Origin of the sequence: Nocardioides ungokensis (assembly GCF_013466985.1) — a bacterium.
In the GTDB taxonomy this organism is placed as follows: domain Bacteria; phylum Actinomycetota; class Actinomycetes; order Propionibacteriales; family Nocardioidaceae; genus Nocardioides; species Nocardioides ungokensis.
Genome location: NZ_CP059164.1, coordinates 2,377,568 through 2,403,880, shown reverse-complemented (window position 1 = coordinate 2,403,880; position 26,313 = coordinate 2,377,568). Strand labels below are relative to the sequence as shown.

24 protein-coding genes and 1 tRNA gene are annotated in these 26,313 nt (G+C 71.5%); 7 read left to right on the top strand and 18 right to left on the bottom strand.

Annotated elements, in window-relative coordinates; genetic code table 11:
• Positions 1-42: 42 nt before the first annotated feature.
• Complete coding sequence (locus H0S67_RS11790; RefSeq protein ID WP_180933224.1) at positions 43-1,389, bottom strand: M20/M25/M40 family metallo-hydrolase; 1,347 nt, start codon at positions 1,387-1,389, stop codon at positions 43-45.
• Positions 1,390-1,469: 80 nt separating this feature from the next.
• Here H0S67_RS11790 and H0S67_RS11785 point away from each other — a divergent pair.
• Positions 1,470-1,558, top strand: a tRNA-Leu gene (locus H0S67_RS11785).
• Between the two features lie 112 nt (positions 1,559-1,670).
• Positions 1,671-1,946, top strand: a complete 276-nt coding sequence (locus tag H0S67_RS11780) for a three-helix bundle dimerization domain-containing protein (protein WP_180933223.1) — start codon at positions 1,671-1,673, stop codon at positions 1,944-1,946.
• A gap of 13 nt (positions 1,947-1,959) precedes the next feature.
• Here the strand turns inward: H0S67_RS11780 and H0S67_RS11775 are convergent, their stop codons facing one another.
• Together H0S67_RS11775 and H0S67_RS11770 are read right to left on the bottom strand one after the other, a co-directional pair.
• Positions 1,960-2,526, bottom strand: a complete 567-nt coding sequence (locus H0S67_RS11775; protein WP_180933222.1) for a ferredoxin reductase domain-containing protein — start codon at positions 2,524-2,526, stop codon at positions 1,960-1,962.
• A complete protein-coding gene (locus H0S67_RS11770) occupies positions 2,436-3,305 on the bottom strand; it encodes a ferric reductase-like transmembrane domain-containing protein (RefSeq protein WP_180933221.1) in 870 nt (289 codons plus the stop codon). The genes H0S67_RS11775 and H0S67_RS11770 overlap by 91 nt, the downstream gene beginning before the upstream one ends.
• A gap of 80 nt (positions 3,306-3,385) precedes the next feature.
• Here H0S67_RS11770 and H0S67_RS11765 point away from each other — a divergent pair, with 80 nt between their 5' ends.
• The gene (locus tag H0S67_RS11765) at positions 3,386-4,240 is read left to right on the top strand and encodes a carbohydrate kinase family protein (RefSeq protein ID WP_180933220.1); all 855 of its coding nucleotides are present in this window, start codon (positions 3,386-3,388) and stop codon (positions 4,238-4,240) included.
• Between the two features lie 13 nt (positions 4,241-4,253).
• Here H0S67_RS11765 and H0S67_RS11760 read toward each other — a convergent pair whose 3' ends face one another.
• The 4 genes from H0S67_RS11760 to H0S67_RS23610 form a co-directional block, all read right to left on the bottom strand.
• On the bottom strand, positions 4,254-4,790 hold the full coding sequence (locus tag H0S67_RS11760) for a type 1 glutamine amidotransferase domain-containing protein (RefSeq protein ID WP_219635238.1): 537 nt from the start codon (positions 4,788-4,790) through the stop codon (positions 4,254-4,256).
• 206 nt (positions 4,791-4,996) lie between these two features.
• A complete protein-coding gene (locus H0S67_RS11755; protein WP_246354681.1) occupies positions 4,997-5,653 on the bottom strand; it encodes a response regulator in 657 nt (218 codons plus the stop codon).
• The gene (locus H0S67_RS11750) at positions 5,641-10,140 is read right to left on the bottom strand and encodes a hybrid sensor histidine kinase/response regulator (protein ID WP_246354680.1); all 4,500 of its coding nucleotides are present in this window, start codon (positions 10,138-10,140) and stop codon (positions 5,641-5,643) included. The genes H0S67_RS11755 and H0S67_RS11750 overlap by 13 nt, the downstream gene beginning before the upstream one ends.
• A gap of 14 nt (positions 10,141-10,154) precedes the next feature.
• Positions 10,155-11,396, bottom strand: a complete 1,242-nt coding sequence (locus H0S67_RS23610; RefSeq protein ID WP_219635236.1) for a HAMP domain-containing protein — start codon at positions 11,394-11,396, stop codon at positions 10,155-10,157.
• Positions 11,397-11,472: 76 nt separating this feature from the next.
• On the opposite strand from H0S67_RS23610, the gene H0S67_RS11745 reads away from it, so the two are divergent.
• Positions 11,473-13,926 carry a SpoIIE family protein phosphatase gene (locus H0S67_RS11745; protein WP_180933219.1) on the top strand — a complete coding sequence of 818 codons (2,454 nt, stop codon included), beginning with the start codon at positions 11,473-11,475 and terminating at the stop codon, positions 13,924-13,926.
• A gap of 4 nt (positions 13,927-13,930) precedes the next feature.
• Here H0S67_RS11745 and H0S67_RS11740 read toward each other — a convergent pair whose 3' ends face one another.
• The 7 genes from H0S67_RS11740 to sqr form a co-directional block, all read right to left on the bottom strand.
• The gene (locus tag H0S67_RS11740; RefSeq protein WP_180933218.1) at positions 13,931-14,197 is read right to left on the bottom strand and encodes a lipopolysaccharide assembly protein LapA domain-containing protein; all 267 of its coding nucleotides are present in this window, start codon (positions 14,195-14,197) and stop codon (positions 13,931-13,933) included.
• A complete protein-coding gene (locus H0S67_RS11735) occupies positions 14,194-14,538 on the bottom strand; it encodes a hypothetical protein (RefSeq protein WP_180933217.1) in 345 nt (114 codons plus the stop codon). Before H0S67_RS11735 ends, H0S67_RS11740 begins: the two co-directional genes overlap by 4 nt.
• Positions 14,539-14,963: 425 nt before the next feature.
• Positions 14,964-15,905, bottom strand: a complete 942-nt coding sequence (locus H0S67_RS11730; protein WP_180933216.1) for a universal stress protein — start codon at positions 15,903-15,905, stop codon at positions 14,964-14,966.
• Positions 15,906-16,025: 120 nt separating this feature from the next.
• Entirely contained in the window at positions 16,026-17,453 is a 1,428-nt protein-coding gene (locus tag H0S67_RS11725) for a glycosyltransferase (protein WP_180933215.1), read from the bottom strand.
• A gap of 93 nt (positions 17,454-17,546) precedes the next feature.
• Complete coding sequence (locus H0S67_RS11720; protein ID WP_180933214.1) at positions 17,547-18,056, bottom strand: DsrE/DsrF/DrsH-like family protein; 510 nt, start codon at positions 18,054-18,056, stop codon at positions 17,547-17,549.
• Positions 18,057-18,081: 25 nt separating this feature from the next.
• Positions 18,082-18,396, bottom strand: a complete 315-nt coding sequence (locus tag H0S67_RS11715) for a TusE/DsrC/DsvC family sulfur relay protein (RefSeq protein ID WP_180933213.1) — start codon at positions 18,394-18,396, stop codon at positions 18,082-18,084.
• Positions 18,397-18,399: 3 nt separating this feature from the next.
• Entirely contained in the window at positions 18,400-19,644 is a 1,245-nt protein-coding gene (gene sqr, locus H0S67_RS11710) for a type III sulfide quinone reductase, selenoprotein subtype (RefSeq protein ID WP_180933212.1), read from the bottom strand.
• A gap of 127 nt (positions 19,645-19,771) precedes the next feature.
• On the opposite strand from sqr, the gene H0S67_RS11705 reads away from it, so the two are divergent.
• Positions 19,772-20,365 carry a LysR family substrate-binding domain-containing protein gene (locus H0S67_RS11705; RefSeq protein WP_180933211.1) on the top strand — a complete coding sequence of 198 codons (594 nt, stop codon included), beginning with the start codon at positions 19,772-19,774 and terminating at the stop codon, positions 20,363-20,365.
• A gap of 30 nt (positions 20,366-20,395) precedes the next feature.
• Here the strand turns inward: H0S67_RS11705 and H0S67_RS11700 are convergent, their stop codons facing one another.
• Both H0S67_RS11700 and H0S67_RS11695 read right to left on the bottom strand, forming a co-directional pair.
• Positions 20,396-21,247, bottom strand: a complete 852-nt coding sequence (locus H0S67_RS11700) for an FHA domain-containing protein (protein WP_180933210.1) — start codon at positions 21,245-21,247, stop codon at positions 20,396-20,398.
• Positions 21,248-21,251: 4 nt separating this feature from the next.
• On the bottom strand, positions 21,252-21,539 hold the full coding sequence (locus H0S67_RS11695) for a hypothetical protein (RefSeq protein ID WP_219635235.1): 288 nt from the start codon (positions 21,537-21,539) through the stop codon (positions 21,252-21,254).
• 60 nt (positions 21,540-21,599) lie between these two features.
• Between H0S67_RS11695 and H0S67_RS11690 the strand changes: the two genes are divergently transcribed.
• Both H0S67_RS11690 and H0S67_RS11685 read left to right on the top strand, forming a co-directional pair.
• Positions 21,600-22,478, top strand: coding sequence for a DICT sensory domain-containing protein (locus tag H0S67_RS11690; protein WP_180933208.1), 879 nt, complete (start codon positions 21,600-21,602; stop codon positions 22,476-22,478).
• 208 nt (positions 22,479-22,686) lie between these two features.
• The gene (locus H0S67_RS11685; RefSeq protein WP_180933207.1) at positions 22,687-24,423 is read left to right on the top strand and encodes a BCCT family transporter; all 1,737 of its coding nucleotides are present in this window, start codon (positions 22,687-22,689) and stop codon (positions 24,421-24,423) included.
• Positions 24,424-24,460: 37 nt separating this feature from the next.
• Here the strand turns inward: H0S67_RS11685 and H0S67_RS11680 are convergent, their stop codons facing one another.
• Both H0S67_RS11680 and H0S67_RS11675 read right to left on the bottom strand, forming a co-directional pair.
• Positions 24,461-25,897, bottom strand: coding sequence for a GuaB1 family IMP dehydrogenase-related protein (locus H0S67_RS11680; RefSeq protein WP_180933206.1), 1,437 nt, complete (start codon positions 25,895-25,897; stop codon positions 24,461-24,463).
• 25 nt (positions 25,898-25,922) lie between these two features.
• Complete coding sequence (locus H0S67_RS11675; RefSeq protein ID WP_180933205.1) at positions 25,923-26,297, bottom strand: ankyrin repeat domain-containing protein; 375 nt, start codon at positions 26,295-26,297, stop codon at positions 25,923-25,925.
• Positions 26,298-26,313: the final 16 nt, after the last annotated feature.

The following is a 26,313-nucleotide window of genomic DNA, read 5'->3' as shown; positions in this document are numbered from 1 at the left end:
AGGCTCGCTGACGCTCGCACCTCAACAACCGAGACGCCCCGGCTAGACCTCGTCGAGGAAGCGGTCGAACACGCGCGCGCCGAACTCCAGCGCGTCCACCGGCACGCGCTCGTCGACGCCGTGGAAGAGGGCGGTGAAGTCGAGGTCGGCGGGCAGGCGGAGCGGGGCGAAGCCGTAGGCGCGCAGCCCGAGCTTGTTGAAGTGCTTGGCGTCGGTGCCACCGCTCATCAGGTACGGCGCCACGATCGCGTCGGGGTCCTCGGCGAGGAGCGAGCGGCCCATGGCGTCGACGAGGTGTCCGTCGTACGGCGTCTCCCAGGGCTGCTGCTTCGAGACGTAGTCGATGCTGACCGCGTCGCCGCACAGCTCGGCCAGGGTGTCGAAGAACTCGTCCTCGAAGCCCGGCAGGAAGCGACCGTCGACGTGGGCGGTGGCCTCGGTGGGGATGACGTTCACCTTGTAGCCGGCGTTGAGCATCGTGGGGTTGGTGGTGTTGCGCAGCACCGCGCCCAGCATCCGGGTGGCTCCGCCGAACTCCTCGACGAGGCTCTCGGCGTTCTCAGGCGTCGCCTCGGCGCCGGCGAGCTCCCCGACCGCCGCCAGCAACGTCTTCATGGTCGGCGTGAGGCGCACCGGCCACTCGTGGGCGCCGATCCGTGCGACCGCGGCGGCCAGGTCGGTGACGGCGTTCTCGCGGTTGATCATCGACCCGTGGCCGGCCCGCCCGCGGGCGGTGAGCCGCATCCAGGCCATGCCCTTCTCGGCGGCCTCGATCAGGTACATCCGGCGGCCACGCACCGTCGTGCTGAAACCGCCCACCTCGCCGACGGCCTCGGTGCAGCCCTCGAGCTCCTCGCGATGGTCCTCGACGAGGACCTGCGCGCCCTTGTGGCCACCGGCCTCCTCGTCGGCGGTGAAGCAGAGCACGATCGGCCGGTCCGGCACCCGCCCAGCGCGCGCACGCGCCCGCACGACGGAGAGCAGCATGGCGTCGAAGTCCTTCATGTCGACCGCACCGCGACCCCACACGTAGCCGTCCTGGATCTCGCCGGAGAACGGGTCGACCTGCCAGTCCTCCGCGGCGGCGGGTACGACGTCGAGGTGACCGTGGAGCAGCAGAGCTCCCCCGTCCCCGGGCGCTCCTCCGCCCCAGTGCGCCACCACCGAGGTCCGGCCCGGCTCGGACTCGTAGAGGCGGGACTCGATGCCGACCTCGTCGAGCAGCGTGGCGACGTACTCAGCCGCCTTCCGCTCCCCCGGACCGTCCTCGTCGCCGTAGTTGGAGGTGTCCATCCGGATCAGCTTCCGACAGAGCTCGACCACCTCGGCGGCCGGGTCCTGAGCCGGTTCGTGCGCTGCCTGTTCGGTGTCCCCTGTGTTGCCAGCCATGGCCCCATCCTGACACCCGTGGAAGGGGGGAGCCCGATTGAAGGATTCCGGGCGTCCTTTGCTACTGTTCCACCGCACTCGTCCGGGTGGCGGAATTGGCAGACGCGCTAGCTTGAGGTGCTAGTGCCCGTATTAGGGCGTGGGGGTTCAAGTCCCCCCTCGGACACCAGGAGGAAGGCCAGGCACCCGCCTGGCCTTCCTGCATTTCACCTCCTCCCGCACCGGCCAACTCACTCCCTACGGATGAGTCGCGGACCGGCGGCGGGCCGGACCATGGACGCATGGCCATCGAGCAGAGCCTGGCGAGCGACCGGGCAACGGGGCCGACGGTGGGCTCTACGGCGGATCCGGCGATGGACCAGGTCGTCGCGTCGCTGAGAGCCGCCTTTCCCTCGGTGTCGGAGAGCCACGTGAGGGAGTGCGTCGCGCGGATCCACGCCACGCTGGACGGCGCACGGGTCCGGGCCTACGTGCCCATCCTCGTCGCCCGCGAGGCGCGAGACGAGCTGGCGGCCCGCTCACGCACCCTCCGACTGGCACCCGACCCGGGCACCTGACCCAGGGGCGAAGTCAGCGCCAGTCGAAGTACTCGCGGTGGATCCGGTGCCACCTCACACCGGCCGCGCGCAGCTGCCGCTGCAGGTCGCGGAGCATCGGCTCGGGACCGCACAGGAACACCGAGAGCCGGGAGCCCGGGACCCCGGTGTCGGCCAGGATCCGGTCCGCGGTGAGGCGCCCGTCGGCCCGCGAGTCGACCAGGTGGGTGCGGACGCCGTCGCGGCCGTCGGCGATCGCGACCAGCTCCTCGGCGAAGGGCGCCGGCCCGCCGGAGAACGCGTAGTAGAGGTCGACCCGGCCGGGGACCGGGTGCTCGTCGAGGGCGCGCATCCAGCTCAGGAACGGCGCCACCCCGACCCCTCCGGCGATCCAGACCTGGTCGCCGCCACCCTTCGCGTGGCTGAACCGGCCGTGTGGTCCGCCGACGACGGCCGGCATGCCCGGCTCGAGCAGCTCCCGCAGCCGCGAGGTGTAGTCGCCCAACGCCTTCACGGTGACCCGCAGGTGGCGGTCCGCCGGGGTGCTCGCGATGGTGAACGGGTGCCGGTGCCACCCGTCCTTGGCCTCGATGTAGACCATCGCGAACTGACCGGCACGAACGCCACCGGCCGCCCGATCGGCCGGAGGCTGATCTCCACCACGTCGCCGGCCACCGCGGAGACCTCCGCGACCTCGTAGTCGTGGAGCGACCGGAAGAACCGCGAGAACGCCTCGCGGTAGACGTAGAACGCAAGGCCGACGGCGCCGGGCACCACGTAGCTCCAGCGCAGCACGGACGACTCGTGGAACGGCGACCCGTCCAGAAGGCCGTGGACGAACGCCGCCCCCACGAAGAGGCCGGTCGTGCGGTGCAGGTCGCGCCACCGGTCGTAGCCGCCGAGCCCGACCCGGACGTGGCGTACGCCGGGCACGTCCCTGAGGGCCTTGACCCAGCCGCGGACCGGCCGCGGCACCACGGACTGCCACCGCGGCAGGATCGCCCAGAGCGCGAGCCCGACCAGGCCCCAGGCAGCCACCGCCCCGAGCGTCTGGCCCGGGGAGGTCCCGTCCGGACTGCTGGCGAACGGGATGTGCAGCGCCAGCAGCACCAGGCCGGTGATCGCGAGCCGCCGGTGCCAGATCGCGGCCCGGTCGATCCCGTCGAACCAGTCCTCCACCACGGGCAGGGTGCTGATCAGCACGAGGGCGATCGACAGCAGCACGACCGAGACCGCACCGACGAGCTGGCCGAGGTAGGCGGTGGTCGGCTCCCCCGAGGGCCGGTACGCCAGCCACAGCACGACGTACGCCCCCACCAGGACGCCGATGGTCAGCGGACCCAGGTGTCGTGACCACGCGGTGGCCCGGAAGGTTGCCACGCGCAGACCGTACTGGACCGTGACCCGGGAGTCAGGGGATCAGCAGGGCCCGGCCCTACGCTCCGCCCTACCCTCGTCGCATGCCTGACGTGATCGTGTGCGGCCCCGCCTCGTGGAACCACGTGGTGGACCTCGACGCCCTCCCCCGACCGGTGCCGCACATGCAGTTCGCGCGAGGAGACCGCCTGACCCTGGGCGGCACGTCGGCGGGCAAGGCGCTGCACCTGACCGACCTGGGCCGTCCGACGCTGCTGCACACGGTCGTCGGCACCGACCAGGTCGCCGAAACGATCCTCGCCGCCCTCGCCTCAGCGGGCGTCGACGTCGTGGCGGAGGTGACCGACGGGCCGAGCGAGCGCCACCTCAACCTCATGGGTCCGGGCGGCGAGCGCGTCTCGCTCTACCTCGACGTGCCGGTCCCGGCCACCACCACCGCACCGGCGGGGCTGCTGGACGCGCTGGGATCTGCCCGCGCCGCCGTGCTCGACCTGTCGACCCGCTCGCGCGACCTCGTCGGGCTGGTCGCCACCACGGGGGTTCCGGTGTGGACCGACGTGCACGACCACGACGGGCGCGACGACTTCCACAGGCCGTTCCTCGACGCTGCGGACTACGTCTTCATGAACGCCGACAAGCTGGCCGCACCGCTCGACTTCCTGCGCACGACGGTCGGCAACGGCGCCTCGGTGGCGGTCTGCACCCTCGGAGCGGAGGGCGCGGTGGCCGTCGACGCCCACGGCATGGTCCATCGGGTGTCCGCTGTCCCCGTGGCCGACGTCGTCGACACCAACGGTGCCGGCGACGCGTTCATGGCCGGGTTCCTCCACGCGACGCTGGACGGGGCCGGCGTCGGCGACGCCCTCGCCGCCGGAGCGGCCCAGGCTGCTCGGGCGTTGACCACCGAGCACCTGAGCCCGCTCCTCGACGTCGGGTAGCGCCGGGAAGACCTCAGAGGGCCTTGACCATGTGCTCCGCGAGGGCCCGCGAGGACGCCGGGTTCTGACCGGTGAAGAGGTTGCGGTCGACCTCGACGTGCTCGCCCCACGGCTCGCCCTCCTGGAAGTCCACCCCGAGGCCGACGAGGCGGTCCTGGAGCAGCCACTTCGCCTTGTCGGCGAGGCCGGCCTGGGTCTCCTCCGCGTTGGTGAACCCGGTGAGCCGGTAGCCGGCGAACGGCGACGTGCCGGTCTCGTCGGCCGTGGCCAGCAGGGCGGCCGGCGCGTGGCAGACGATGCCGAGCGGCTTGCCGGACTCCAGCGTGGAGGTGAGCACCGCACCCGAGGTCGCGTCGACGGCGAGGTCCTCCATGGGGCCGTGGCCGCCGGGGTAGAACACCGCGGCGTAGTCGGCGAGGTCGACGCTCTCGAGCGCGACCGGCTGCCGGAGCTGGTCGATCTGCTCGAGCTCGGCCTTGATCGCGTCGGCCTGGGCCTGCCCGCCGTTCGCGTCCGCAGCGAGGCTGCCCTGGTCGACGACCGGGACCACTCCCCGGGCGTCGCCACGACGATCTCGTGGCCCGCCTCGACGAACGTGCGGTACGGCGCGGCGAGCTCCTCGGCCCAGAAGCCGGTGGGGTGCTGCGTCCCGTCGGCCAGCGTCCAGAACTTCGCTCCGGTGACGACGAAGAGGATCTTGCTCACGTGGTGTCCCTCCTGGGATCGATTGGTCGTGCCTCTCCAGGGCACAGCCGGTCACCGCGCCGAAACATTCCCCGCATCGTGGTCGGGTGCGGCGGCTGGCACGACGGAGAGACCGGACACGGCGTCGCGCAGCGCCTCGATCTCCCTGCGCACCCGCTCCAGCGCCGCGACCCCGCCGGGTCCCACCTCCTCCAGCTCGACGGCGAGGGCGTCCACGGCCTCGTCCAGCACCGACAGGCGTGCCCGGAGGGAGCCGGCCACCTTCGGGTCCGAGCGGTCGCGGAGCAGGGCCGCCTGAGCCGCCTGTACCCGGCCCGCGTGCCACAGGTCGACGAACACCTGGACCTTGGCGCGCAGGATCCACGGGTCGAACGGCTTGGCGAGGTAGTCGGCACCGCCGGCCACGTAGCCGCGGTAGGAGCTGCTGAGGTCCTTGTCGACCGCGGTCAGGAAGATGATCGGGACGTCCTTGGTCCGGGTCCGCCGCTTGATCCGGGTGGCGGTCTCGAAGCCGTCCATCCCCGGCATCTGGGCATCGAGCAGGATCAGCGCGAAGTCGTCCTTGAGCAGGGCGCGCAGGGCCTCGTCACCCGAGCTCGCGCGCACCAGGTCGAGGTCCAGCGACCCGAGGATCGCCTCGAGCGCGAGCAGGTTCTCCGGGCGGTCGTCGACCATCAGGATCTTGGCGCGCTCGGTCACGAGAGCCACGACCGGATCACCGACAGCAGCTGCTCCACGTCGACCGGCTTGGTCACGTAGTCCGACGCTCCGGCCGTGAGGCTGTTGTCGCGGTCGCCCGGCATGGCCTTGGCCGTGAGCGCGATGACCGGCAGGTCGCGGAACCTCGGCATCTTCCGGATCTCCCGCATCGCGGTGTAGCCGTCCATGCCGGGCATCATCACGTCCATCAGCACGAGGTCGATGTCGGGCTCACCGCGCAGCGTGCCGAGCCCCTCCTCACCGTTGCCGGCGTAGAGCACGTCGATGCCGTGCTGCTCGAGGGCGCTGGTGAGGGCGAAGACGTTGCGGACGTCGTCGTCGACGATGAGGATCCGGCGTCCCGCCAGCGCCTGCTCGCCCTCCGCGTCCCCCTCACCCGAGGTCTGTGGCCGCCTGAGCGTGGCGACGTCGGAGCGGTGCAGGAACAGCGCGGTGTCCTGGACCAGGTCCTCCAACGTCGGCGGTCGGGTGAGGGTGAGCGTCTCGGCGTACCTGGCCAGCCTGGTCTCCTCCCGCGCGGACAGGCTGCTGCTGCCACTGACGATGACGGGCGTGTGCAGCAGCTGCTTGCGGGCACGCAGCCGCTTGAGCACCTCGAACCCGCCGCCGTCCGGCAGCGCCAGGTCGACCAGGACGCAGTCCAGGGGGGCGCCGAAGGCGGCGACGGCCTCCTCGGCGGTCCCGACGATCTCGACCTCGATCTCGTCGCGGGACTCGAACCGCTCCGCCACGGCCGCCCCGGCGCTGCCCGAGTCGGCCGTCACGACCAGCAGGCGCCTCTTGGCCCGCGCGATGAAACCCTCGAGGTGCTCCAGCGCGGCGTCGACCTTCGCCCGGGTGAAGGGCACCTCGATCACGTCGAGGGACCCGGCCTGCCAGGCCTGGTGCGCGGTCTCGACCGCGGTGGTCATGTGGGCCGCGATCATCGGGACGTCACGGGTCCGGTCCAGCCGCTTGAGGAGGTGGTGCAGGGAGGTGCCGTCGTGCGAGGACATGTCCATCCCCACGACCATCCCGTCCGGGAGCCGTTGCTCGGCGATCGCCAGCGCCCGGTCGGCGTACGACGTCGCGAGGACCTTGAACCCGTGGCTCCGGCCCACCTCGACCGCCGCGCGGCACAGGTCCGGGTCCGAGAGCGCCACGAGCAGCACCCGGTCCCCGGGCACGATCTGCCCTTCGTCGTCCTCCACCTGCTCCTGGACGCGGTCGGTGCCCCCGACCGGCAGCGGGGCGTGCGTGGCCACCGACCCGGCGGGCAGCGTGGCCGTGGTCGTCCGCCCGCCCACGAACTGGGTGGGCAGGTAGAGCGTGAACTTGCTGCCCCGGTCCGGCTCGCTCTCGACGTGGATCTCCCCGCCGATGAGGCGGGCGATCTCCCGGCTGATGGACAACCCCAGGCCGGTGCCGCCGAACTTGCGGCTGATGGTGCCGTCCGCCTGCTGGAACGCCTCGAAGATGGTGCGCAGCTGCTCCGGCGGGATGCCGATCCCCGTGTCGGTCACCTCGAAGGCCAGGACGCCGTCGGCGATGGTCAGCGCCGGGGTCGTGAAGTTCTTCTCGGTGCTCCGCCGGATCGACAGGGTCACCTCGCCGAACGAGGTGAACTTGACCGCGTTCGACAACAGGTTGCGCAGCACCTGCTGGAGTCGGTGCTGGTCCGAGACGAGCGTCTGCGGCACGTCCTCGGACACCCACACCGAGAACCTCAGGTCCTTCTCGGCGGTGAGCGGGCGGAACGTCGCCTCGACGTACTCGACGATGCCGGAGACGGCGACCGTCGCCGGGTGGACGTCCATCTTGCCGGCCTCGACCTTCGACAGGTCGAGGATGTCGTTGATCAGCTGGAGCAGGTCCGTGCCGGCGCTGTGGATGGTCTGCGCGAACTCCACCTGGCGACCGTTGAGGTTCTGGTCGGGGTTGTCGGCCAGCAGCTTGGCCAGGATGAGCAGCGAGTTGAGCGGGGTCCTCAGCTCGTGCGACATGTTCGCGAGGAACTCCGACTTGTAGCGCGACGACAGCGCCAGCTGCTCGGCGCGGTCCTCGAGGGCCCGGCGGGCATCCTCGATCTCGAGGTTCTTGATCTCGATGGCCCGGTTCTGCTGGGCCAGGAGGCTCGCCTTCTCCTCGAGCTCGGCGTTGCTCTGCTGCAGCTCCTGCTGCTGCGTCTGCAGCTCGCCCGACTTGTTCTGCAGCTCCGCGGCGAGGCGCTGCGACTCCACGAGCAAGGCCTGCGTGCGGGAGCTGGCGATGATGGCGTTCAGGGAGACGCCGATGATCTCCATCAGCTGCTCGAGGAACTGGAGGTGCACGACGCTGAACGGCCGGAACGACGCCAGCTCCATGACGCCGAGCACCTGCTCCTCGAACACCACCGGCAGGATCACGATGGTGAGCGGCGCGGCCTCGCCGAGGCCGGACGCGATCTTGAGGTAGTCGGCCGGTACGTCGGTTACCAGGATGCGCTCGCGGTCCCGGGCGGACTGGCCGACCAGCCCCTCGCCGAACTCGAAGGTGTCCGGCACGCCCTTCAGCGGGCGGTAGCCGTACGACGCGATCCGGCGCAGCGTGCGGGCCCCGGCATGACCGTTCTCCCCGAGGAAGAACGTGCCCGCCGTCGCGCCGACCAGCGGGGTGAGCTCGCTGACGATGAGCTGGGTGACGTCGAGCAGGTCCCGGCCACCCTGCATGTGCCCGGTGAAGCGGGCCAGGTTGGTCTTCAGCCAGTCCTGCTCCTGGTTGGCCCGCGTGGTCTCACGCAGGTTGTCGATCATCTGGTTCAGGTTGTCCTTGAGCTCAGCGACCTCACCCTGCGCCTCCACCGTGATCTGCTGGCTCAGGTCGCCCTGGGTCACGGCGGTGGAGACCTCGGCGATCGCGCGCAGCTGGGTGGTCAGCGTGCCGGCGAGCTGGTTGACGTTCTCGGTCAGCTTGCGCCACGTGCCGGAGACGTCGGCCACCTCGGCCTGGCCGCCGAGCTTGCCGTCCGTGCCGACCTCGCGGGCCACGCGGGTCACCTCGTCGGCGAACGACGAGAGCTGGTCGACCATCCGGTTGACCGTGGTCTTCAGCTCGAGGATCTCGCCGCGTGCGTCGACGTACGTCTTCTGGGTCAGGTCGCCGTGCGCGACGGCGGTGGTGACCAGGGCGATGCTGCGCACCTGGCTGGTCAGGTTGCCCGCCATGGAGTTCACCGAGTCGGTGAGGTCCTTCCAGGTGCCGGCCACGCCACGCACCTGCGCCTGCCCGCCCAGGATGCCCTCGGTGCCGACCTCGCGGGCCACGCGGGTCACCTCGTCGGCGAAGGCCCGCAGCGTGTCCACCATGGCGTTGATCGTGCTGGCCAGCGCCGCGACCTCGCCGCGGGCCTCGATCGAGATCTTCTGGCTGAGGTCGCCGCGGGCCACCGCGGTCGAGACGGTGGCGATGTTGCGGACCTGGTTGGTGAGGTTCGAGGCCATCGAGTTCACCGAGTCGGTCAGGTCCCGCCAGGTGCCGGCCACGCCGGGGACCCGGGCCTGGCCACCGAGCATGCCCTCGGTGCCGACCTCGCGGGCCACGCGGGTCACCTCGTCGGCGAACGACGACAGCTGGTCGACCATCGTGTTCACGGTGCTCTTGAGCTCGAGGATCTCGCCGCGCGCGTCGACGGTGATCTTGCTGGTCAGGTCCCCCTGGGCGACCGCGGTGGTCACCTCGGCGATGTTGCGCACCTGGGAGGTCAGGTTCGCCGCCATCATGTTGACGTTCTCGGTGAGGTCCTTCCAGGTGCCGGACACGTCGTGCACGTCGGCCTGGCCCCCGAGGCGGCCCTCGGTGCCGACCTCGCGGGCCACGCGGGTCACCTCGTCGGCGAACGACGAGAGCTGGTCGACCATCGTGTTGACCGTGTCCTTGAGCTCGAGGATCTCGCCCCGGGCCTCGACGGTGATGGTGCGGGTCAGGTCGCCCCGCGCGACCGCGGTGGTCACCTCGGCGATGTTGCGGACCTGGGCCGTGAGCGTGCCCGCCATGAAGTTCACCGAGTCGGTCAGGTCCCGCCAGGTCCCGGACACCCCGGGTACGGCCGCCTGCCCACCGAGACGGCCCTCCCCGCCGACCTCGCGCGCCACGCGGGTCACCTCGTCGGCGAACGACGAGAGCTGGTCGACCATCGTGTTGACCGTGTTCTTCAGCTCGGCCAGCTCGCCGCGGACGTCCACAGTGATCTTCTGGCTCAGGTCGCCACGCGCGACCGACGTCGTCACCTGCGCGATGTTGCGCACCTGGTTGGTCAGGTTGGACGCCATGGAGTTCACCGAGTCCGTGAGGTCCTTCCACGTCCCCGCCACCCCGGGCACGTCGGCCTGGCCGCCGAGGATCCCCTCGCTGCCGACCTCGCGGGCCACGCGCGTGACCTGGTCGGCGAACGACGAGAGCTGGTCGACCATGACGTTGACCGTGCTCTTGAGCTGAGCCAGCTCGCCCTTCACGTCCACGGTGATCTTCTGGCTCAGGTCGCCGCGGGCGACCGCGGTGGTGACCTGGGCGCGATGTCGCGGACCTGGGCGGTGAGGTTGTCGGCCATGTAGTTGACCGACTCGGTGAGGTCCTTCCACCGGCCGGCGACGCCGGGCACGTCGGCCTGGCCGCCGAGGATGCCCTCGGTGCCGACCTCGCGGGCCACCCGGGTCACCTCGTCGGCGAAGGTCTGCAGCGTCGCCGTCATCGAGTTCAGCGTCTCGGCGAGCTCCGCGACCTCGCCGCGGGCGCTGACCGTGATCTGCTGGCTCAGGTCGCCGCGGGCGACCGCCTGGGCGACCGAGGAGATCCCACGCACCTGGCTGGTCAGGTTGGAGGCCATCAGGTTCACCGAGTCCGTGAGGTCCTTCCAGGTGCCCGAGACGCCCCGGACGTCGGCCTGGCCACCCAGCCGGCCCTCGGTGCCCACCTCACGCGCCACCCGCGTCACCTCGGAGGCGAACGACGACAGCTGGTCGACCATCCGGTCCACCGTGTCCTTGAGCTGGGCCATCTCCCCCGACACCTCGACGGTGACGGTGTGCGACAGGTCGCCGTCGGCGACGGCGGTCGTGACCAGCGCGATGTCGCGGACCTGGGCGGTCAGCCGCGACGACATGGTGTTGACCGCGTCGATCAGGTCGCGCCAGCTGCCGTCGGCGTCGCGGACCCGGGCCTGGCCGCCGAGCTTGCCCTCGGTGCCGACCTCGCGGGTCACCCGCGTGATCTCGTCGGCGATCGACGAGAGCTGGTCCACGAGGCCGTTCACGCTGCGGGCGACCCGGAGCGGCTCCCCCCGCAGCGACTGCCCGTCGAGCCGCAGGTCCATCCGCTGGGTCAGGTCGCCGTCGGACATGGCCGCGACGACGCGGGCGAACTCGCCGGTCGGTCGGACCAGGTCGGTCACCAGGCTGTTGGCGGCGTCGACGCACTTGGTCCAGCCGCCCTCGCCCAGGCCGGGCTGGAGCCGCTCGCTGTGCCGCCCCTCGCGCCCGGCGACCCGCTGGACGCGGGTCAGCTCGGAGAGGATGTGCTGCTGCCGGTCGGCGATGTCGTTGTACGCGATCGCGAGGTCGGTGATCAGCCCCTCACCGGACACGGGCAGCCGTTTGCGGAAGTTGCCCTCCCGCATCGCGTCCAGTGCCGAGAGGAGTCTCCTCAGCTGCGCGGTGTCCACGTCCTCGCCGCCCTCGGGGCGCGGACGGGGCTTCTTCTTTGCTGTGGTTGTGGGCATTCGGCTCTCCTCGATGGCCCGTCCCGCTGAGTCTGTCACCATGAGGGGACTCAGCCAACGAGTCCCGAAGACCACCATGACCTCATTCCCGGTGCGCGCGCAGCAGTTCTTCGTCGCGGAAGCGAGTTCCGTCGCCGAGGCGCGACGCTTCGCGCGACGAACCCTGGAGGAGTGGGGAGAGGACGAGCTCGTCGACGGGGCGTCCCTGATCGTCAGCGAGCTCGTGACGAACGCGGTGGTCCATACCGGCACGACCGCGCGGCTGACCCTGGGCCTGCACGGAAGCCAGCTCCGGATCGACGTCGAGGACCAGCACCCCGGACGCAAGCTCCCGATCGTGACCGACCGGCCGCCCGACACCTCCGAGCACGGGCGGGGACTGGTCATCACGACGTCGCTCGCCAGTGCCTGGGGGGTGGAGTACACCCGGACCACCAAGCGGGTCTGGGTCATCTACGAACAGGAGGCAACCTCCGCCGCGCGCGACGGGGTCGGCAGGGTGCCCGCACCCGCGCACGGCACCCACGTCGCCGTCATCGCGATCTCGGACGACGGTGTGGTCACCGGCTGGAACGACGACGCGACCGCACTCTTCGGCTGGCAGGCCGACGAGGCAACCGGTCGACGCTACGCCGACCTGATCGAGCAGGGCGCCGGCAGCGGACCTCCTGAGGACCTGGCCGCGCCGGAGGGAGCGGGCGGCTGGCAGGGCACGTACGCCGTGGCCTGCCGCAGCGGGGCGAGCGAGGCGGTCTTCGCCTCGCACACGCGTGCGGCCGACGACAAGGGAACCGTCGCCCTCGTCGTCGCGGAGGCCCAACGGGCACTCCTCGAGCATCCGGCCGGTCTCCCCCGGCCGGTCTCGCCGGGTGCGGCGACCTTCGGGCTCCGCGCGGACGCGCTGGTGCGTCTCGGCATGGAGGACTACCTCACCCTGGCGGCGGAGCAGGTGAGGGACCCGATCAACGCCGCTGCGACCTACGTGCTCATCTCGCGTGACTTCGACGACGAGCTCGAGGTCGTCGCCGTGAGCGGGCTCCCGGAGGAGCTGCTGGGGCGCCGGATCGCGCGCGGATCCCCCGGCACGCCCGACGAGCACAGCGCGGCCCTGCCGGTCGTCGTACCGGACCTCGAGACCTTCGACGTGCCGCTGCTGGCGGGCACGGGGCTGCGCTCGCTCGTGGTGGTGCCGCTGCTCGTGGAGGGCAAGCTGGTGGGCGCGGTGGGAGCTGTCTCCGCCGTCGCCAACGGCTTCACCGACGACCAGTCCGCGCAGCTGCAGCGCTTCGCCGACTCGATCGCGCTCACGGCCGATCGCGGCCGGCTCCAGGCCTCCGAGCGGGAGCGGCGGGGCTGGCTCAGCTACATCGCCGAGGCCGGAGACCTCCTCGCCGGGTCACTGGACCAGGACATGACCATGGCCATCACCGGCCAGATCGTCGTCCCCCGGATCGCCCGCTGGTGTGCGATCCACCTGGCCGACGAGCGCGGAAAGCTCGTGCTGCAGCAGGTCTGGCACGAGGACGAGACGCAGAGCGACGAGCTGCGCACCACCCTCGAGGCGATGCCCGAGAGCCAGCTCGTGGCCGGCACGGTGTCGGTCAACGGATACGCCACGGCGAGCCTCCCCCTGGTCGCCCGCGGGAAGCGGATCGGTCAGCTCACCGTCGGCCGGACCCGTGAGGAGCGGCTGCGCAGCGAGCTCTCCCTGATCACCGACTCGATCGCCCGTCGGGCGGCCCTGGCGATCGACAACGCACGGGCGCACGGCGCCCTGCAGGCGGCCGGTCGGGCCCTCCAGGAGAGCCTGCTCCCGCCGACCGTGCCGACGGCGCCGGGCTTCGACGTCGGCGTCGTCTACCAGGCCGCCGGCGAGGACGCCGCCGCCGGCGGCGACTTCTACGACCTGTTCCCGACCGGCAACGGAGCCTGGTGCTTCGTCGTCGGCGACGTCTGCGGCACCGGCGCGCACGCGGCCGCCGTGACCGGGCTCGCCAGGCACACCATCCAGGCCCTCGCTCGCACGGGCCTCCCCCTGGCGGCCACGCTGGAGCGGCTCAACACCGCGATCCTCGAGGAAGGGCCGCGCTCCCGCTTCCTGACCCTCGTCTGCGGCACCCTGCGCGCCGAGGGCGGGCGGGTCCGGCTCGACCTGGTCAACGCCGGCCACCCACCGCCGTTCCTGGTCGCGTCGGACGGCGCTGTCCAGGAGATCGGCACGCCGCAGACCCTGCTCGGCGTGGTCGAACACGTCGCCTACGTCCAGGAGAGTCACACGCTCCGCCGCGACGACCTGCTGGTCATCGTCACCGACGGCGTGCTGGAGCGCCGGGACGGCAACCGGATGCTGGGCGAGGAGTCCTTCGCCGACGAGGTCGCGAGCGCCGCCGACGTGCCGGCACGGCTGCCCGCCCAGGCGGTGGCCGACCGGATCCGCCGGCTGGTCGAGGAGTTCAGCGACGCGCCGCAGCACGACGACATGGCCATCATGACGATCCGGGTCCAGCACGGCGCCGTCCCCGGCGCCTGAGCGTTCAGTCCCGCCTCGCCTCGCGGCGCGCCTTGCGTCGCCGGTGCCGCCGCATCACGCCGAGCCCGAACCACACCATCGCTCCGAACGCCGCGACCACCACGGTGTAGAACCACAGCGGCCACGTGAAGTCCAGGAACAGGAAGTGGAACCGGACGTCCTCGGTGTTCTGGACGACGAACACCAGCAGGACGGCGACCCCGGCCAGGCTCGAGACCGCGCCGGCCCCGAGCCCGCGGCCACCCTCGGAGTCCTCCCCCTGCCGGCTCATGGCACGAGCTTGTTCTTGCTCTCCAGGATCGCCTGGCGCAGGTCCCGGACCGCCTTCTCGAGGCCCTCGCGCAAGGTGCCGCCGATGCTCGAGACCGTCACCGTGGCGTCGTCGAGCTGGCGGCGTACGTCCGTCCACCTGCCGCGTACCTGCTGCATCAGGGCGGCCGCCCGGTCGTTGGCGTCCATCGAGGCCAGGTGCAGCTGGACCTCGAGGTCCTCCACCCGTCCCTGCCACTGGTCCAGCTGGGCCTGGGCGAGCTGGTTGTGGAGCTCGGCCTGCCTGGCCCGGAGCTCCTCGATCTGGCCCTCGAGTCGGGCGATGCGCTCTTCGGTGCTCATGTGCCCACCGTGCCGTCGGCGGCCGGGCACCGGTAAGGGACCTACGACCCCGTGGAGGGGGGAGGTCGCCCCGGCGGGTGTGTCAGCGGGCCGCGCCGTGGCGCGAGCCAGACGGGTCCTGCACCCGCTGGCGCAGGGGTGGCTGCGCACGTGCTGGGCCAGATAGTTCTCGACCTCGAGCCGGTCGACGCGCCCCTGTGCCAGGCGGGTGGCGGCGATCCTGGCGTTCTCCCGGGCCGCGCCCTGGTCGGCGAGGCGTTCTGCGGCCGCGGCCGCGATGCGGACGAGTCGGGGCCCCATGGCTCCTCCATCGAGTGGCGGGACGCGCCCGGTCGGGCACGCCCGCACTACTCAACCTTGGGTACCCGGCACACGACAGGGACCAAGGTCCCGAATGGCCACCCGTCCCGGCCACACCGGGCTGGTCAGATCTGGGGAGACAGCTCGTCGGCCGTGAGGGCCAGGTCGGCGGTCGAGGTGTCCAGCTCCGCGGGGTGCAGGGGCGTGATCTCGACGGGACAACGTGCCTCGCGGATCATCGCCCGGGCGGTGGAGCCCAACGGCATCCCGATGGGGGCGCCGTGGCCCCGGCGGCCGATCACCAGCAGGTCCGCGCCCTCGGTCGCCCCGAGCAGGGCTGCGGGCGGGTCCTGGTGACGGACGTCGATCTCGACTGGCACCTCGGCATAGGCAGTCCGGAGGTCGGCCAGGGCGGCGCGCAGCTTCTCGGTCAGCGACACCGTCCACGCCTCGGCCTCCCGGCTGCTGACGACGAGGTCGTCGTACGGCCGCTGCAGCTTCCAGGTGTGCAGGACCCGAAGCCGCGCCCGCCGCGTGCTCGCCGCGACGAAGGCGTGCGAAAGGACCTGGTAGGCGTGCTCCGGATCCTCGATGCCGACCACCACCTGCCCGTGGTTCGCGGCTGCCTGCCACACCATCGGGATGCACACGACCGGGCAGCGGGCGCGCATGGCGACTCCCGTCGTCGTGGAGGCCGTGAACACCCGGCCGAGCAGGGGACGGTCCCGGTGCCCGAGGACCACCATGTGCGCTCCCACGCTCTCCTGGACCAGGACGTGCACGCGGGGACCGGTCCGGATCACCTTCTCCAGCGGCACCAGGCCGTCCCAGTGGGTGCGCGCCGCCTGCTCCGCCTCCCGCATGATCTTCTGGGCCATGTCGTCGAAGGCCTCGTAGCCGATCATGGGCACGATGGGCGACGTGGCGGCGAGCTCCGGCAACGAGTGCACGAGGCGTACGCCGCAGCCGACCCGCCGCGCCTCGGCGACGGCGAACTGCACCGCGTGCAGGCCCTGCTGGGTGCCGTCGACCCCCACGACGACCGGGGCCTTCAGCTGAACACCCATCGGCATCCTTCCCCATCGATCCCCGTCGGTCCGACCCGCCGTTCGGGCTCGGCACCGAGCCTCGTCGCGACCGTGCACCGCGCACAGGGCCGCCCGTCATCCGGCCTCGGGCCTTCTGTCTCACGTGGCACGCAGCACTCCGTCGAAGAGCTGGACCCACTGCACCAGGTGCCGGTCACCGAGGAAGTAGTCGCGCACCCGGTCGTGGGCCGCCGCCCCCAGCGCGGCCGCCCTTGCCGGGTCGGCCAGCAGCTCGGCGACGGCCTTCGTGAGGGCCACCGTGTCCGCTGGATCACGGAGCAGGATGCCGCTGATGCCGTCCTCGATCTGGTCGGGGATGCCCCCCACGGCGGCCGCCACGACGGGCCGGCCCTTCCACATCGGCTCGGTCACGGTGAGGCCGAAGCCCTCGGCCAGGCTCTTCTGGACGACCACCGCTGCGTGCCGCTGGAGGGCGTTGACGAGGTGTGCGTTCTCGTCCACGTCATCCATCGGCAGGCAGCACAGGTGGATGCGTCGGCGGGCGCCTTCGGGCAGCTGGTCGCGCAGCGACCGGCACGTCTCGAGCACCGCCGCGCCCTCGGGGTCGTCGGACACCCCCAGGACGTCGGGTCCGGCCAGCACGAGGTGCGCGTCCTCGGGCAGGAGGTCGAGGTTCGCGGCAACCCCGCTCAGCACCCCGGTCATGTCCTTGAGCCGGTCCCAGCGGCTGACCTGCAGGATGATCCGGGCGTCGGCAGGCAGCGGGGTGTCGTCGAGCAGCAGGCCACGATGCGCACGCACCGTGCCGGTGGAGCCCTGGCGTCGTGCGAAGACCAGGCTGCCCCCGTCCGCCGGCAGGTCGACCAGACCGGCCTGACGCAGGGTGGCGCCGATCTCGGCCGGCTCCATCTCGGCGTTCTTGGTGCTGAACGGGTCGATCGACGGTGCGATGATCCGGACCCGGTCCGGGGGCAGCCAGGCGGGCACGTAGGAGGGGCGGGAGAAGACGAACGCCTCCGCGGGCTCGATCAGGGAGCGGAGGAAGCCCCAGGCCTTCTCGGTCTCCTCGGTCACCATGCCGGACCCGACGTGGCAGCGCCATGCCACTCGCGCGCCGGTCGCGCGGAGCGGTTCGACCAGGCCGGCGGTCTGCGGGTCGTGCAGGAGGACCACGTCGTCGGGCCCGACCATCGAGGCAGCGACCTTGGCATTGGTGCGGCTGACCTCGAGGTAGTGCCCGAGCTGGCGCGGCCCCAGGTTCCCGCCGTCGCCGCGCGCCCCGTGCAGCATGTTGTGCATCCGCTTGGTGATCACGAAGAACTCCGGGTCGCCCTCGAGGACGAGCCAGCGGGTGTTCACCCCCGCTCCGCGCCCGTACGCCAGCAGGACCTGCAGCATCTCCGCGACGCCGCCGCCCTGCGCGGTCGAGTTGAGGTTCCAGATCGTCCGCCCGGCGAGCAGGCTGCGCGCGAGGGCGGCGTTCCGTTCCAGGATCTCCACGCGAGCAGGGGGCAGCAGGTGCTCGAGCCGTTCCAGCGGGGCGGCGTCGATCCGGACTTCCTGCACGTCCCGAGCCTCCCTGCCCGTCCGGGCCGTGACGAGGATCGAAGGTCACCGTGGTCCGGGACCAAGGGGGGACCCAGCCCCCCCGGTTGCGGGTCAGATGAACAGCAGCTGCGCGCCCTCGGTCTTCTCGATGAAGTCCGAGGCGCTGATGATGTCCTCGACCTCCTCGTAGAGGTCGTCGAGGCCGAGGTGCTGCATGTCGGCCGACATCCGGCAGGCCCAGAGGTGACCGCCGGAGTCCACGATCTGCTGGAGGAACTCGGGCACGTCGGGCACGTCGAGCGCGGCGATGGCCTTCTTCAGCTGATGGGTGGCCATGGCGGTCATCCCGGGCAGTCCCCCGAGGCCCTGCGGCATGTGGGTCGCGGTGTTGCCGAGCATCGTGAACTTCAGGTCGCCCATCGTCTTCCGGTTGATCATGTCGAAGCCCCAGAACGTGAAGAACAGATGGGTCTCAACCCCCTCGCCCAGGGCCGCGTTGGCCAGGATCAGCGCCGGGTAGGCCATGTCGAGGTTGCCCTTCGAGCAGATGATGGCGAGCTTGCGGCCGCTCTCGGGCTCGCCGAACGAGGGCACGATGGGGGCGGCGTCGGTGGTGGTCATGCGGGTCTCCTCGGGGTCACGCGCGTCAGACGCAGCCGCGCGGCTTGGGCAGCCCCGCGACGTACGCCAGCTTCTTGGCCGGCTTCTGGGGGAAGAGCGCGAAGAGCGTCTTGGTCGGGATCCCCCCGACCGTGCTCATCCGGCGCAGCGTGGCCGTCTCGCCCTGGTCTGCGAAGTCGTGGCGGACGAACCGGATCGCCTTCCAGTGCTCGTCGGTCAGCTCGATCCCGATCTGCGCGGCGAGCGTCCTGGCCAGGTCGTCGGTCCACTCCATGGGGTCGGTCATGAAGCCCTCGGCATCGACCTGGATGTGGTGGCCGTCGATCGTCGTGATGGGCATGGTTCAGGCCTCCTCGTGAGGGACGTGCTTGCCGGCCATGGACATCCGGGCCGGCAACGGGAGCGGACGCCCGCGGAGCAGGACGTTCCAGTAGACGTGCCGGAACGCGAGCTTGCCGACGTGGTTCGTCCTGGTCTCGCGCAGCAGGCTCAGCGGCCCGACGTACGGCAGCGGGTACCTGCCGGTGAGCGGCTCGGTGTCGTAGTTGAAGTCGATCAGCAGCGCCTTGTCGTCGCCCGCCTCCACGAAGCAGTTGGCGTGTCCGTCGAAGGAGCCGGTCATGGGCTGTCCCTGCACGTGCTGCAGGAAGTTGCCGACGAAGACCTCGACCGCGAAGTGAGCCACCGAACCGGCCTTGGAGGCGGGGATGTCGTTGGCGTCGCCGATCGCGAAGATGTTGTCGTGGGCCACCGAGAGCAGCGTGTGCTCGTCGACCGGCACGTAGCTGAGCTCGTCGCCGAGGCCCGAGCGGGACACGAAGTCCGCGCCCAGGTTCAGCGGCACCGTCACCAGCAGGTCGAAGGGCACCTCGCGCTCGTCGTACGACACGAGGACCTTCCGCTCGGGGTCGACGTGCTCGACGAGGAAGTCGGTCTCCAGGAGGATCTTGCGCTCCTCGAGCATCCCACCGAGGTGAGCCGCGGCCACCGGCCGCGTGAAGGCGCCGTCCAGCGGGGTGACGTAGACGATCTCCACCCGGTCGCGCAGGCCGCGTCCGCGCAGCCACGAGTCGGCCAGGAAGGTGAACTCCAGCGGGGCGACCGGGCACTTGATCGGCATCTCGGTCACGTGCACCACGAGGCGGCCGTGGTCGAAGGCCTGCAGCGCCTCCGCGAGTGCCTCGGCTCCCTCGAGGGTGTAGAAGTCGAAGATGCTGCGCCGCCACTCGCTGCCGTCCATCCCGGGCGTCTGGTCCGGCCGGGGCGAGGTGCCGGTGGCGATGACGAGCTGGTCGTAGCCCAGCCGGCGGCCGTCACCCAGCACGACCTCGTCGGCGTCGGGCACCACCCGGGCGATCTCGCCGAGCACCAGATCGATGCCGTCGGCGAGGAAGTGGTGGCGGCTGCGCACCACGTCGTCGCGGTCGTACGTGCCGAAGGGGACGAAGAGGTAGCCCGGCTGGTAGTGGTGGGCGTCGTCGCGGTCGACGACGGTGATCTGCCACTCGTGCCGGTCCAGCCGTCGACGAAGCCGGTTCGCGGCCATGGTCCCCGCCGTGCCGGCCCCCAGCACCAGGAGCTTCTTCATGAGCCCTCCCTCCCGAGAGAAGTCCACCGTGGTGCGGCCGGGCATGCAGCGGCCATAGGTCCCCGGTGCGGGGCCACAGGACCCGTCCGCGGTGACCCCCCCGAGGACGCCCGGCTAGCCTGACCGCGTGCCCACGCCCCAGCCGCCCTTCCGCGTCGGATTCGTGACCGGGGCGACCCCCGACAAGTGGGCGGGCACGTGGCGTCGTCGTCACGCCGGCGAGCTCCTCGAGCTGGTGCCGGTGGAGCAGGAGAGCCAGGAGGCGGCGCTGCGCGACGGGAGCCTCGACATGTGCCTCGTGCGGCTCCCGATCGACCGGGACGGCCTCCACTGCATCCCGCTGTACGACGAGGTCCCGGTGGCCGTGGTGGCCAAGGACCACGTGGCGACCGTCGTGGAGGAGGTCACCCTCGAGGACCTCGACGACGAGCAGCTGGTGCTCCCCCACGAGTCGGGCTGGCGGCCGTCGGCCGAGCAGCTCGACTGGCCACCCATGTCGGTGCAGGACGCCGTCGAGGTCGTCGCCGGCGGGACCGGGGTGGTCATCGTGCCGATGTCGGTGGCCCGGCTCCACCACCGCAAGGACACGACGTACCGACCGGTGACCGACCTGCCGCCGACGAAGGTCGGCCTGGCCTGGCTCGTCGACAACGACGATCCCAGGGTCCAGGCCTTCATCGGCATCGTCCGCGGGCGGAGCGAGCGCAGCTCCCGCAGCTGACGTCGTGCCTAGGGTCGCGGGAGCTGCCGGTCACCTGAGGTGGTCGCGGGGCGGCTGCGGACGCTGGTGGCCGAGCTCTCCGCCGATCCGACCCCCGTAGGGCCGACCGTGGTCTGCGTACTCCTCCCGGTAGTAGGCGAGCTGCCACGGCCCGACCTCGACGCGGGCGCCGGTCCGGAGGACCTGGCGACGCACCGGTGCGCCGTTGACCCTGACCCCGGGGCTGCGCGCGACGATGACGAGCTCGTCGGCCTCGTCGTGGTGGACCTCCGCCTGCACCTCCGGCAGCTGCGGCAGGCACACGTCGCAGCCCTGATCGCTGCCGATGGTGGTGACCGTGTCGGCGAGCCAGTACACCGATTGTCGTTGCCCGGCCCAGACGTCCTGCCCGGCGACCAGCACCAGGCGTGGACCGCCACCCCGGGCCGGGTCGTGGGTGGTCGTGACCCGACGCCGGGGCCGGCGCTGGAACGTCGGGGCCGGGGGCCACAACGTCGTCGGTGGCGTGAGCGAGTCGTCCGGCAGGACCGGTGCGGTGTCCCGAGTGCGCGACCGGGCCGAGGTCCACGCGCCACGCAGGCTGCCCAGGCGGATGAACCGCGATCCGGTGACCCGGCGTTGCCACCACGGGGCGCGCACGGCTCCGAACGTGACCAGGTGCCGGTCGTCCTGGACGACCCGCACCGCCATGCCCCGACCGGCGAGGCCGGCCGCGAGCGTCCGGATCGCCGGCGCGTCGCGGTCACCGGCGAAGGCGCCGGGATCGTCGACCTCGAGCACGAAGCGGTTGCCCGCGCCGCGCAGGGTCCCGTGCACGGTCCGGCCGCCGGGCACCTCCACGGCGAACGAGAGGTCGGCGACGACGTGCAGATCGCCGGGCACGACGTCAGCCCCGGTCCGACGCGTTGTCGTCGGTGGTGACCTGGAGGGTCCCGTTGAGCTTCCAGACGGCGCGTGGGGCGTTGGAACCGGTGTCGCGTGGCACCTCCACGCTCATGTCCACGAAGCGGTAGTTGATCGCCGCCTCGCGTACGGTCAGGAAGGACCACATCGACCGGCCGAGATCGGTCCAGTCGACGACTTCTCCGCTCGTGCCGTCGAGCGGCTCGCTGCTGACGCGGCCGGTGGACGTGCCGTTCCCGCGACCCGCGGTGGGTGTCTCGTTGATGGCCATCGCCATCGCCTCCAAAGTTGAACATGTACTTCAACAGTTTGTTGAAGTATCGTTTCCAACATGACCACGCCACCGGCGTCCACGCAAGAGTCGGACGCGAATTCGGTCCTCACGATCGGCGAGCTGTCCCGGCGCACCGGGGTGAGCCCTGCGACCCTGCGCATGTGGGAGACCCGCCACGGGTTCCCCACGCCGATCCGGCTCGACAGCGGGCACCGTCGATACGACGAGGGGCACGTCGCAGCGGTCGACCACGTGACGCGACGCCGCGACGCCGGCGTCCGGCTCGACGTCGCCATCGCCGAGGCCATGGCCGCGGCCGAGCCGGGCACCCCCTCGGTCTTCGCCGAGCTGCGGCGTCGTCACCCCCATCTGGTCGCTCAACGGCTGCGCAAGTCCACGCTCCTGGCCCTCTCGTGGGCGATCGAGGACGAGTTCTGCGCCCGGGCGCAACGGGCGCACCTCTTCGGCGGCTTCCAGCGCGAGCGGTACCTCGGGTCGGCGCAGGAGCGCTGGGCCGAGCTCGCCCGGGTCGCCCGCTCGACGCTGGTCTTCGCCGAGGCGGCGACGGGGAGCCGGAAGGAGGCTGGCCGCCTGACGCGGGTGGACCTCCGCGGCGACGACCCCATGCGGCGCGAGTGGTTCGTGGTGTGCGACTCCCACGACCTGCCGGTGGTGCTCACCGCGTGGGAGCTGCCCGGCCAGGGCGAGGTCCGCGACCGCGACCGGATCTTCGAGTCGGTGTGGACGGTCGAGGCCGGACCGGTCCGCGACGCCGCTCGGGTCTGCGCCCGGGTCGCGCAGGAGCACGGGGTGGCCGAGGCCGCCCCGCTGCTCTACGAGCTCGCCGACGAGCCCTCCCCCGGTCTGGTCGACCAGGCCTCGGTCACGATGCTCTTCAACCGGGTCATCGCCTACGTCGACCGGTTCGGCTCCTGACCGCGCCGCTGCGAGGCGGTTGGTGACGAGTCACGTGCCGGAGATCACGCTGTTCCCGGAAACCGTGCACTGACCAGCGGTTTCACCGGATTGCGGGGCGGGGAAGTGTCTTTCTCAGATTGCGCTCAGGCTTCTGCCTTGGCACGGTCGAACGTCCCCCGCACCTGATCGAGCGAAGGAGGCGGCGTCTCCACCGGCGCCGACACACGTGACGACACAGCAGGACCCCACCACGCATCCACCCCGTCCCCGGACCGGCGACGGCGACGCACGAGCGTCGGCCGGCGAGACCGAGCTCCACCCCGCCCTGGACGTGCCGGTCGAGGAAGCCGGGCACACCCGTGCGGGCCTCGACAAGGTCGTCTTCGGCGTCTCCGCGGTGATCGCGGTCGCCTTCCTCGTCTGGGGGTTCGTCAGCACCTCGTCGCTGGCCAAGGTCTCCGGCGACTCACTGAGCTGGACGATGGCGAACACCGGCTGGCTCTTCGTGCTCACCTCGAGCGGCTTCGTCGTGTTCGTGCTCTGGCTGGCCCTGAGCCGCTACGGCAACATCACCCTGGGACGTGACGACGAGGAGCCGGAGTTCAAGACCGTCTCCTGGGTCGCCATGATGTTCAGCGCCGGCATGGGCATCGGCCTGATGTTCTACGGCGTGAGCGAGCCGATCACCCACTTCGCCACGCCCCCTCCGGGCACCGGCGCCGCCGGCAACCCCGAGGCCACGCAGAACGCCATGGCCACCACGCTCTTCCACTGGACCCTCCACCCGTGGGCCATCTACGCCGTCGTCGGCCTCGCGATCGCCTACGGCGTCTACCGCAAGGGCCGCCTGCAGCTGATCTCCGCGGCGTTCGAGCCGCTGCTGGGCAAGCACGCCAACGGCCCCGCCGGCAAGGTCATCGACATGCTCGCGATCTTCGCGACGCTCTTCGGGTCCGCCGCGTCCCTGGGCCTCGGCGCCCTGCAGATCCGCTCCGGCCTGCACATCGTCAGCGGCTGGAGCGCCACCGGCAACAGCATCCTGGTCATCATCATCGCGGTGCTGACGGTCGCGTTCGTGCTGTCCGCCGTCTCGGGTGTCGCCAAGGGCATCCAGTGGCTCTCGAACATCAACATGGTGCTGGCCATCGCCCTGGCGCTGTTCGTGTTCCTCGTCGGCCCGACCGTGTTCATCCTGAACCTCGTCCCGACCTCGCTCGGCTCCTACATCCAGGACCTCGCGATGATGTCGGCCCGGACCGGTGCCGAGGGCGGCTCGACCAACGAGTGGCTGCAGAGCTGGACCATCTTCTACTGGGCCTGGTGGCTCTCATGGACGCCGTTCGTCGGCATGTTCATCGCACGGATCTCCCGCGGCCGCACCATCCGCCAGTTCGTCAGCGGCGTGCTGCTGGTGCCGAGCCTGGTCAGCCTCGTGTGGTTCTGCATCTTCGGCGGTGCGGCCATCAAGCTCCAGCAGACCGGCACCGACATCGCGGGCGCCGGCGGCGTGGAGACGCAGCTGTTCAGCACCCTCGAGGCCTACCCGTGGGCCACGGTCACCAGCATCGTGGTGATGGCCCTGGTGGCGATCTTCTTCGTCTCGGGCGCCGACGCCGCCTCGATCGTGATGGGTACGCTCTCCGAGCGCGGCACCATCGAGCCGAGCAAGCCGACGGTCATCTTCTGGGGCGTTGCAACTGGTGCCGTGGCCGCGGTGATGCTGCTGGTCGGCGGCTCGGACGCGCTCACGGGCCTGCAGACGATCACGATCGTGGCGGCGCTGCCGTTCGTCGTGGTCATGATCGGCCTGTCGGTCGCCCTCGTGAAGGACCTGCGCAACGACCCGCTCATGGTCCGTCAGAAGTACGCCGCGGAGGCCGTCGAGGCAGCCGTCGTGGCCGGTGTCACCGAGCACGGGGACGACTTCGTCCTCTCGGTCGAGCGCGACCCGGCTGTCGACTGAGTCCCGTCTGCCCCGAGCACGACCCGGAGGCCGCTCGTCACCAGCTGGTGGCGAGCGGCCTTCCCTCGTGGAACCCCGCCGCGGACTGCACGCCGACCACGGCCCGGTCGTGGAACTCCGCGAGCGTGGTCGCCCCGGCGTAGGTGCACGAGGACCTGACACCGGAGCAGATCTGGTCGATGAGGTCCTCCACGCCGGGTCGGGCCGGGTCGAGGTACATGCGTGAGGAGGAGATGCCCTCCTCGTAGAGCCCCTTGCGGGCCCGGTCGAACGCCGACTCGGTGGCGGTCCGGCTCGCGACCGCCCGGGCCGAGGCCATGCCGAAGGAGACCTTGTAGGCCCGGCCCTGCGAGTCGTGCAGCAGGTCACCGGGTGACTCGTGGGTCCCGGCGAACCACGACCCGATCATCACCGAGGAGGCGCCCGCGGCCAGCGCCAGCGCCACGTCCCGCGGGTGCCGCACTCCCCCGTCGGCCCACACGTGCCGGCCGAGGGCGCGGGCAGCGGCCGAGCACTCCAGCACCGCCGAGAACTGCGGGCGCCCCACGCCGGTCATCATCCGCGTCGTGCACATGGCCCCCGGCCCCACGCCGACCTTGACGATGTCGGCGCCGGCCTCGATCAGCGCCCGGGTGCCCTCGGCCGAGACCACGTTGCCGGCCACGATGGGCACCTCGGGCGCGAGGGCGCGGACCGCAGCGAGGGCCTCGAGCATCCGGTCCTGGTGCCCGTGCGCGGTGTCCACCACGAGGCAGTCGACGCCTGCCGCCAGCAGGTCTGCCGCCTTGCGGGCCACGTCCCCGTTGACGCCGACGGCCGCGGCGATGCGCAGCCCGCCGTCGCGGTCCGTCGCGGGTTCGTAGACGGTCGCGCGAAGGGCACCGGTGGGGGTGAGCACGCCCAGCAGCAGCCCGTCGCCGTCCACGGCGACGGCGACCGGGGCCTTGGCGGCGTGCAGCGCGTCGAAGGCGGCCCGCGGATCGGTGTCGACGGTGATGGTCACCAGGTGCGGGTTCATCACGTCCTGGGCCTGGGCGAACCGGTCCACGTCCGTGCAGTCCGCCTCCGAGACGACGCCCACCGGACGGCCCTCGCGCACGACGACCGCAGCGCGGTGCGCCCGCTTCGGGATCAGCGACAGCGCCTCGGCGACGGTCTGGTGCGGCGTCAGCTCGATCGGGGTGTCGAAGACGCGGTGACGCGACTTCACGAAGCGGACCACCTCGGCGACGACCGGGATCGGGATGTCCTGCGGGATCACCGTCAGCCCACCGCGCCGGGCCACGGTCTCGGCCATCCGCTTGCCGGCGACGGCGGTCATGTTCGCGACGACGAGCGGGAGGGTCGCGCCGGTGCCGTCTGAGGTGGCCAGGTCGACGTCGTACCTGCTGCCGACGGCGGAGTGGCGGGGCACCATGAAGACGTCGTCGTAGGTCAGGTCGTTCTGCGGGCTGGCGTCGTTGAGGAACTGCACGTCGGAGGAATCTACGCGAGTCCGCTCAGAGGCTCCGACCGAACATCTCCGCCGTGGCCCGCGCGGTCGGCGAGCCTGCATCGGGGTCCGCCCCGTGCGTGAGGAGAACCCGGACCACCTCGTCCTCCCCCTTGAACACCGCACCGGCCAACGGCGACTGGCCCCGGTCGTTGAGGCGGTTCACGTCCGCGCCCTGCCGAGCCAGCCCGTCCACCACGTCCGCGTGCCCGTGGTAGGCCGCGAGCATCAGCAGCGTGTTCCCCGCCGGGTCGGTCAGGTCGACCGGGACCCCCGCCTCGACGTACGCGAGCAGGCGCTGGACATGGCCCATCCGCGCGAGGTCGTGGAGCTGGTGGGCGAGCTCGACGTGCTCCTCTGAGATGCCCTGGCCCTCGGTCATGCTCCAGAGCCTAGGG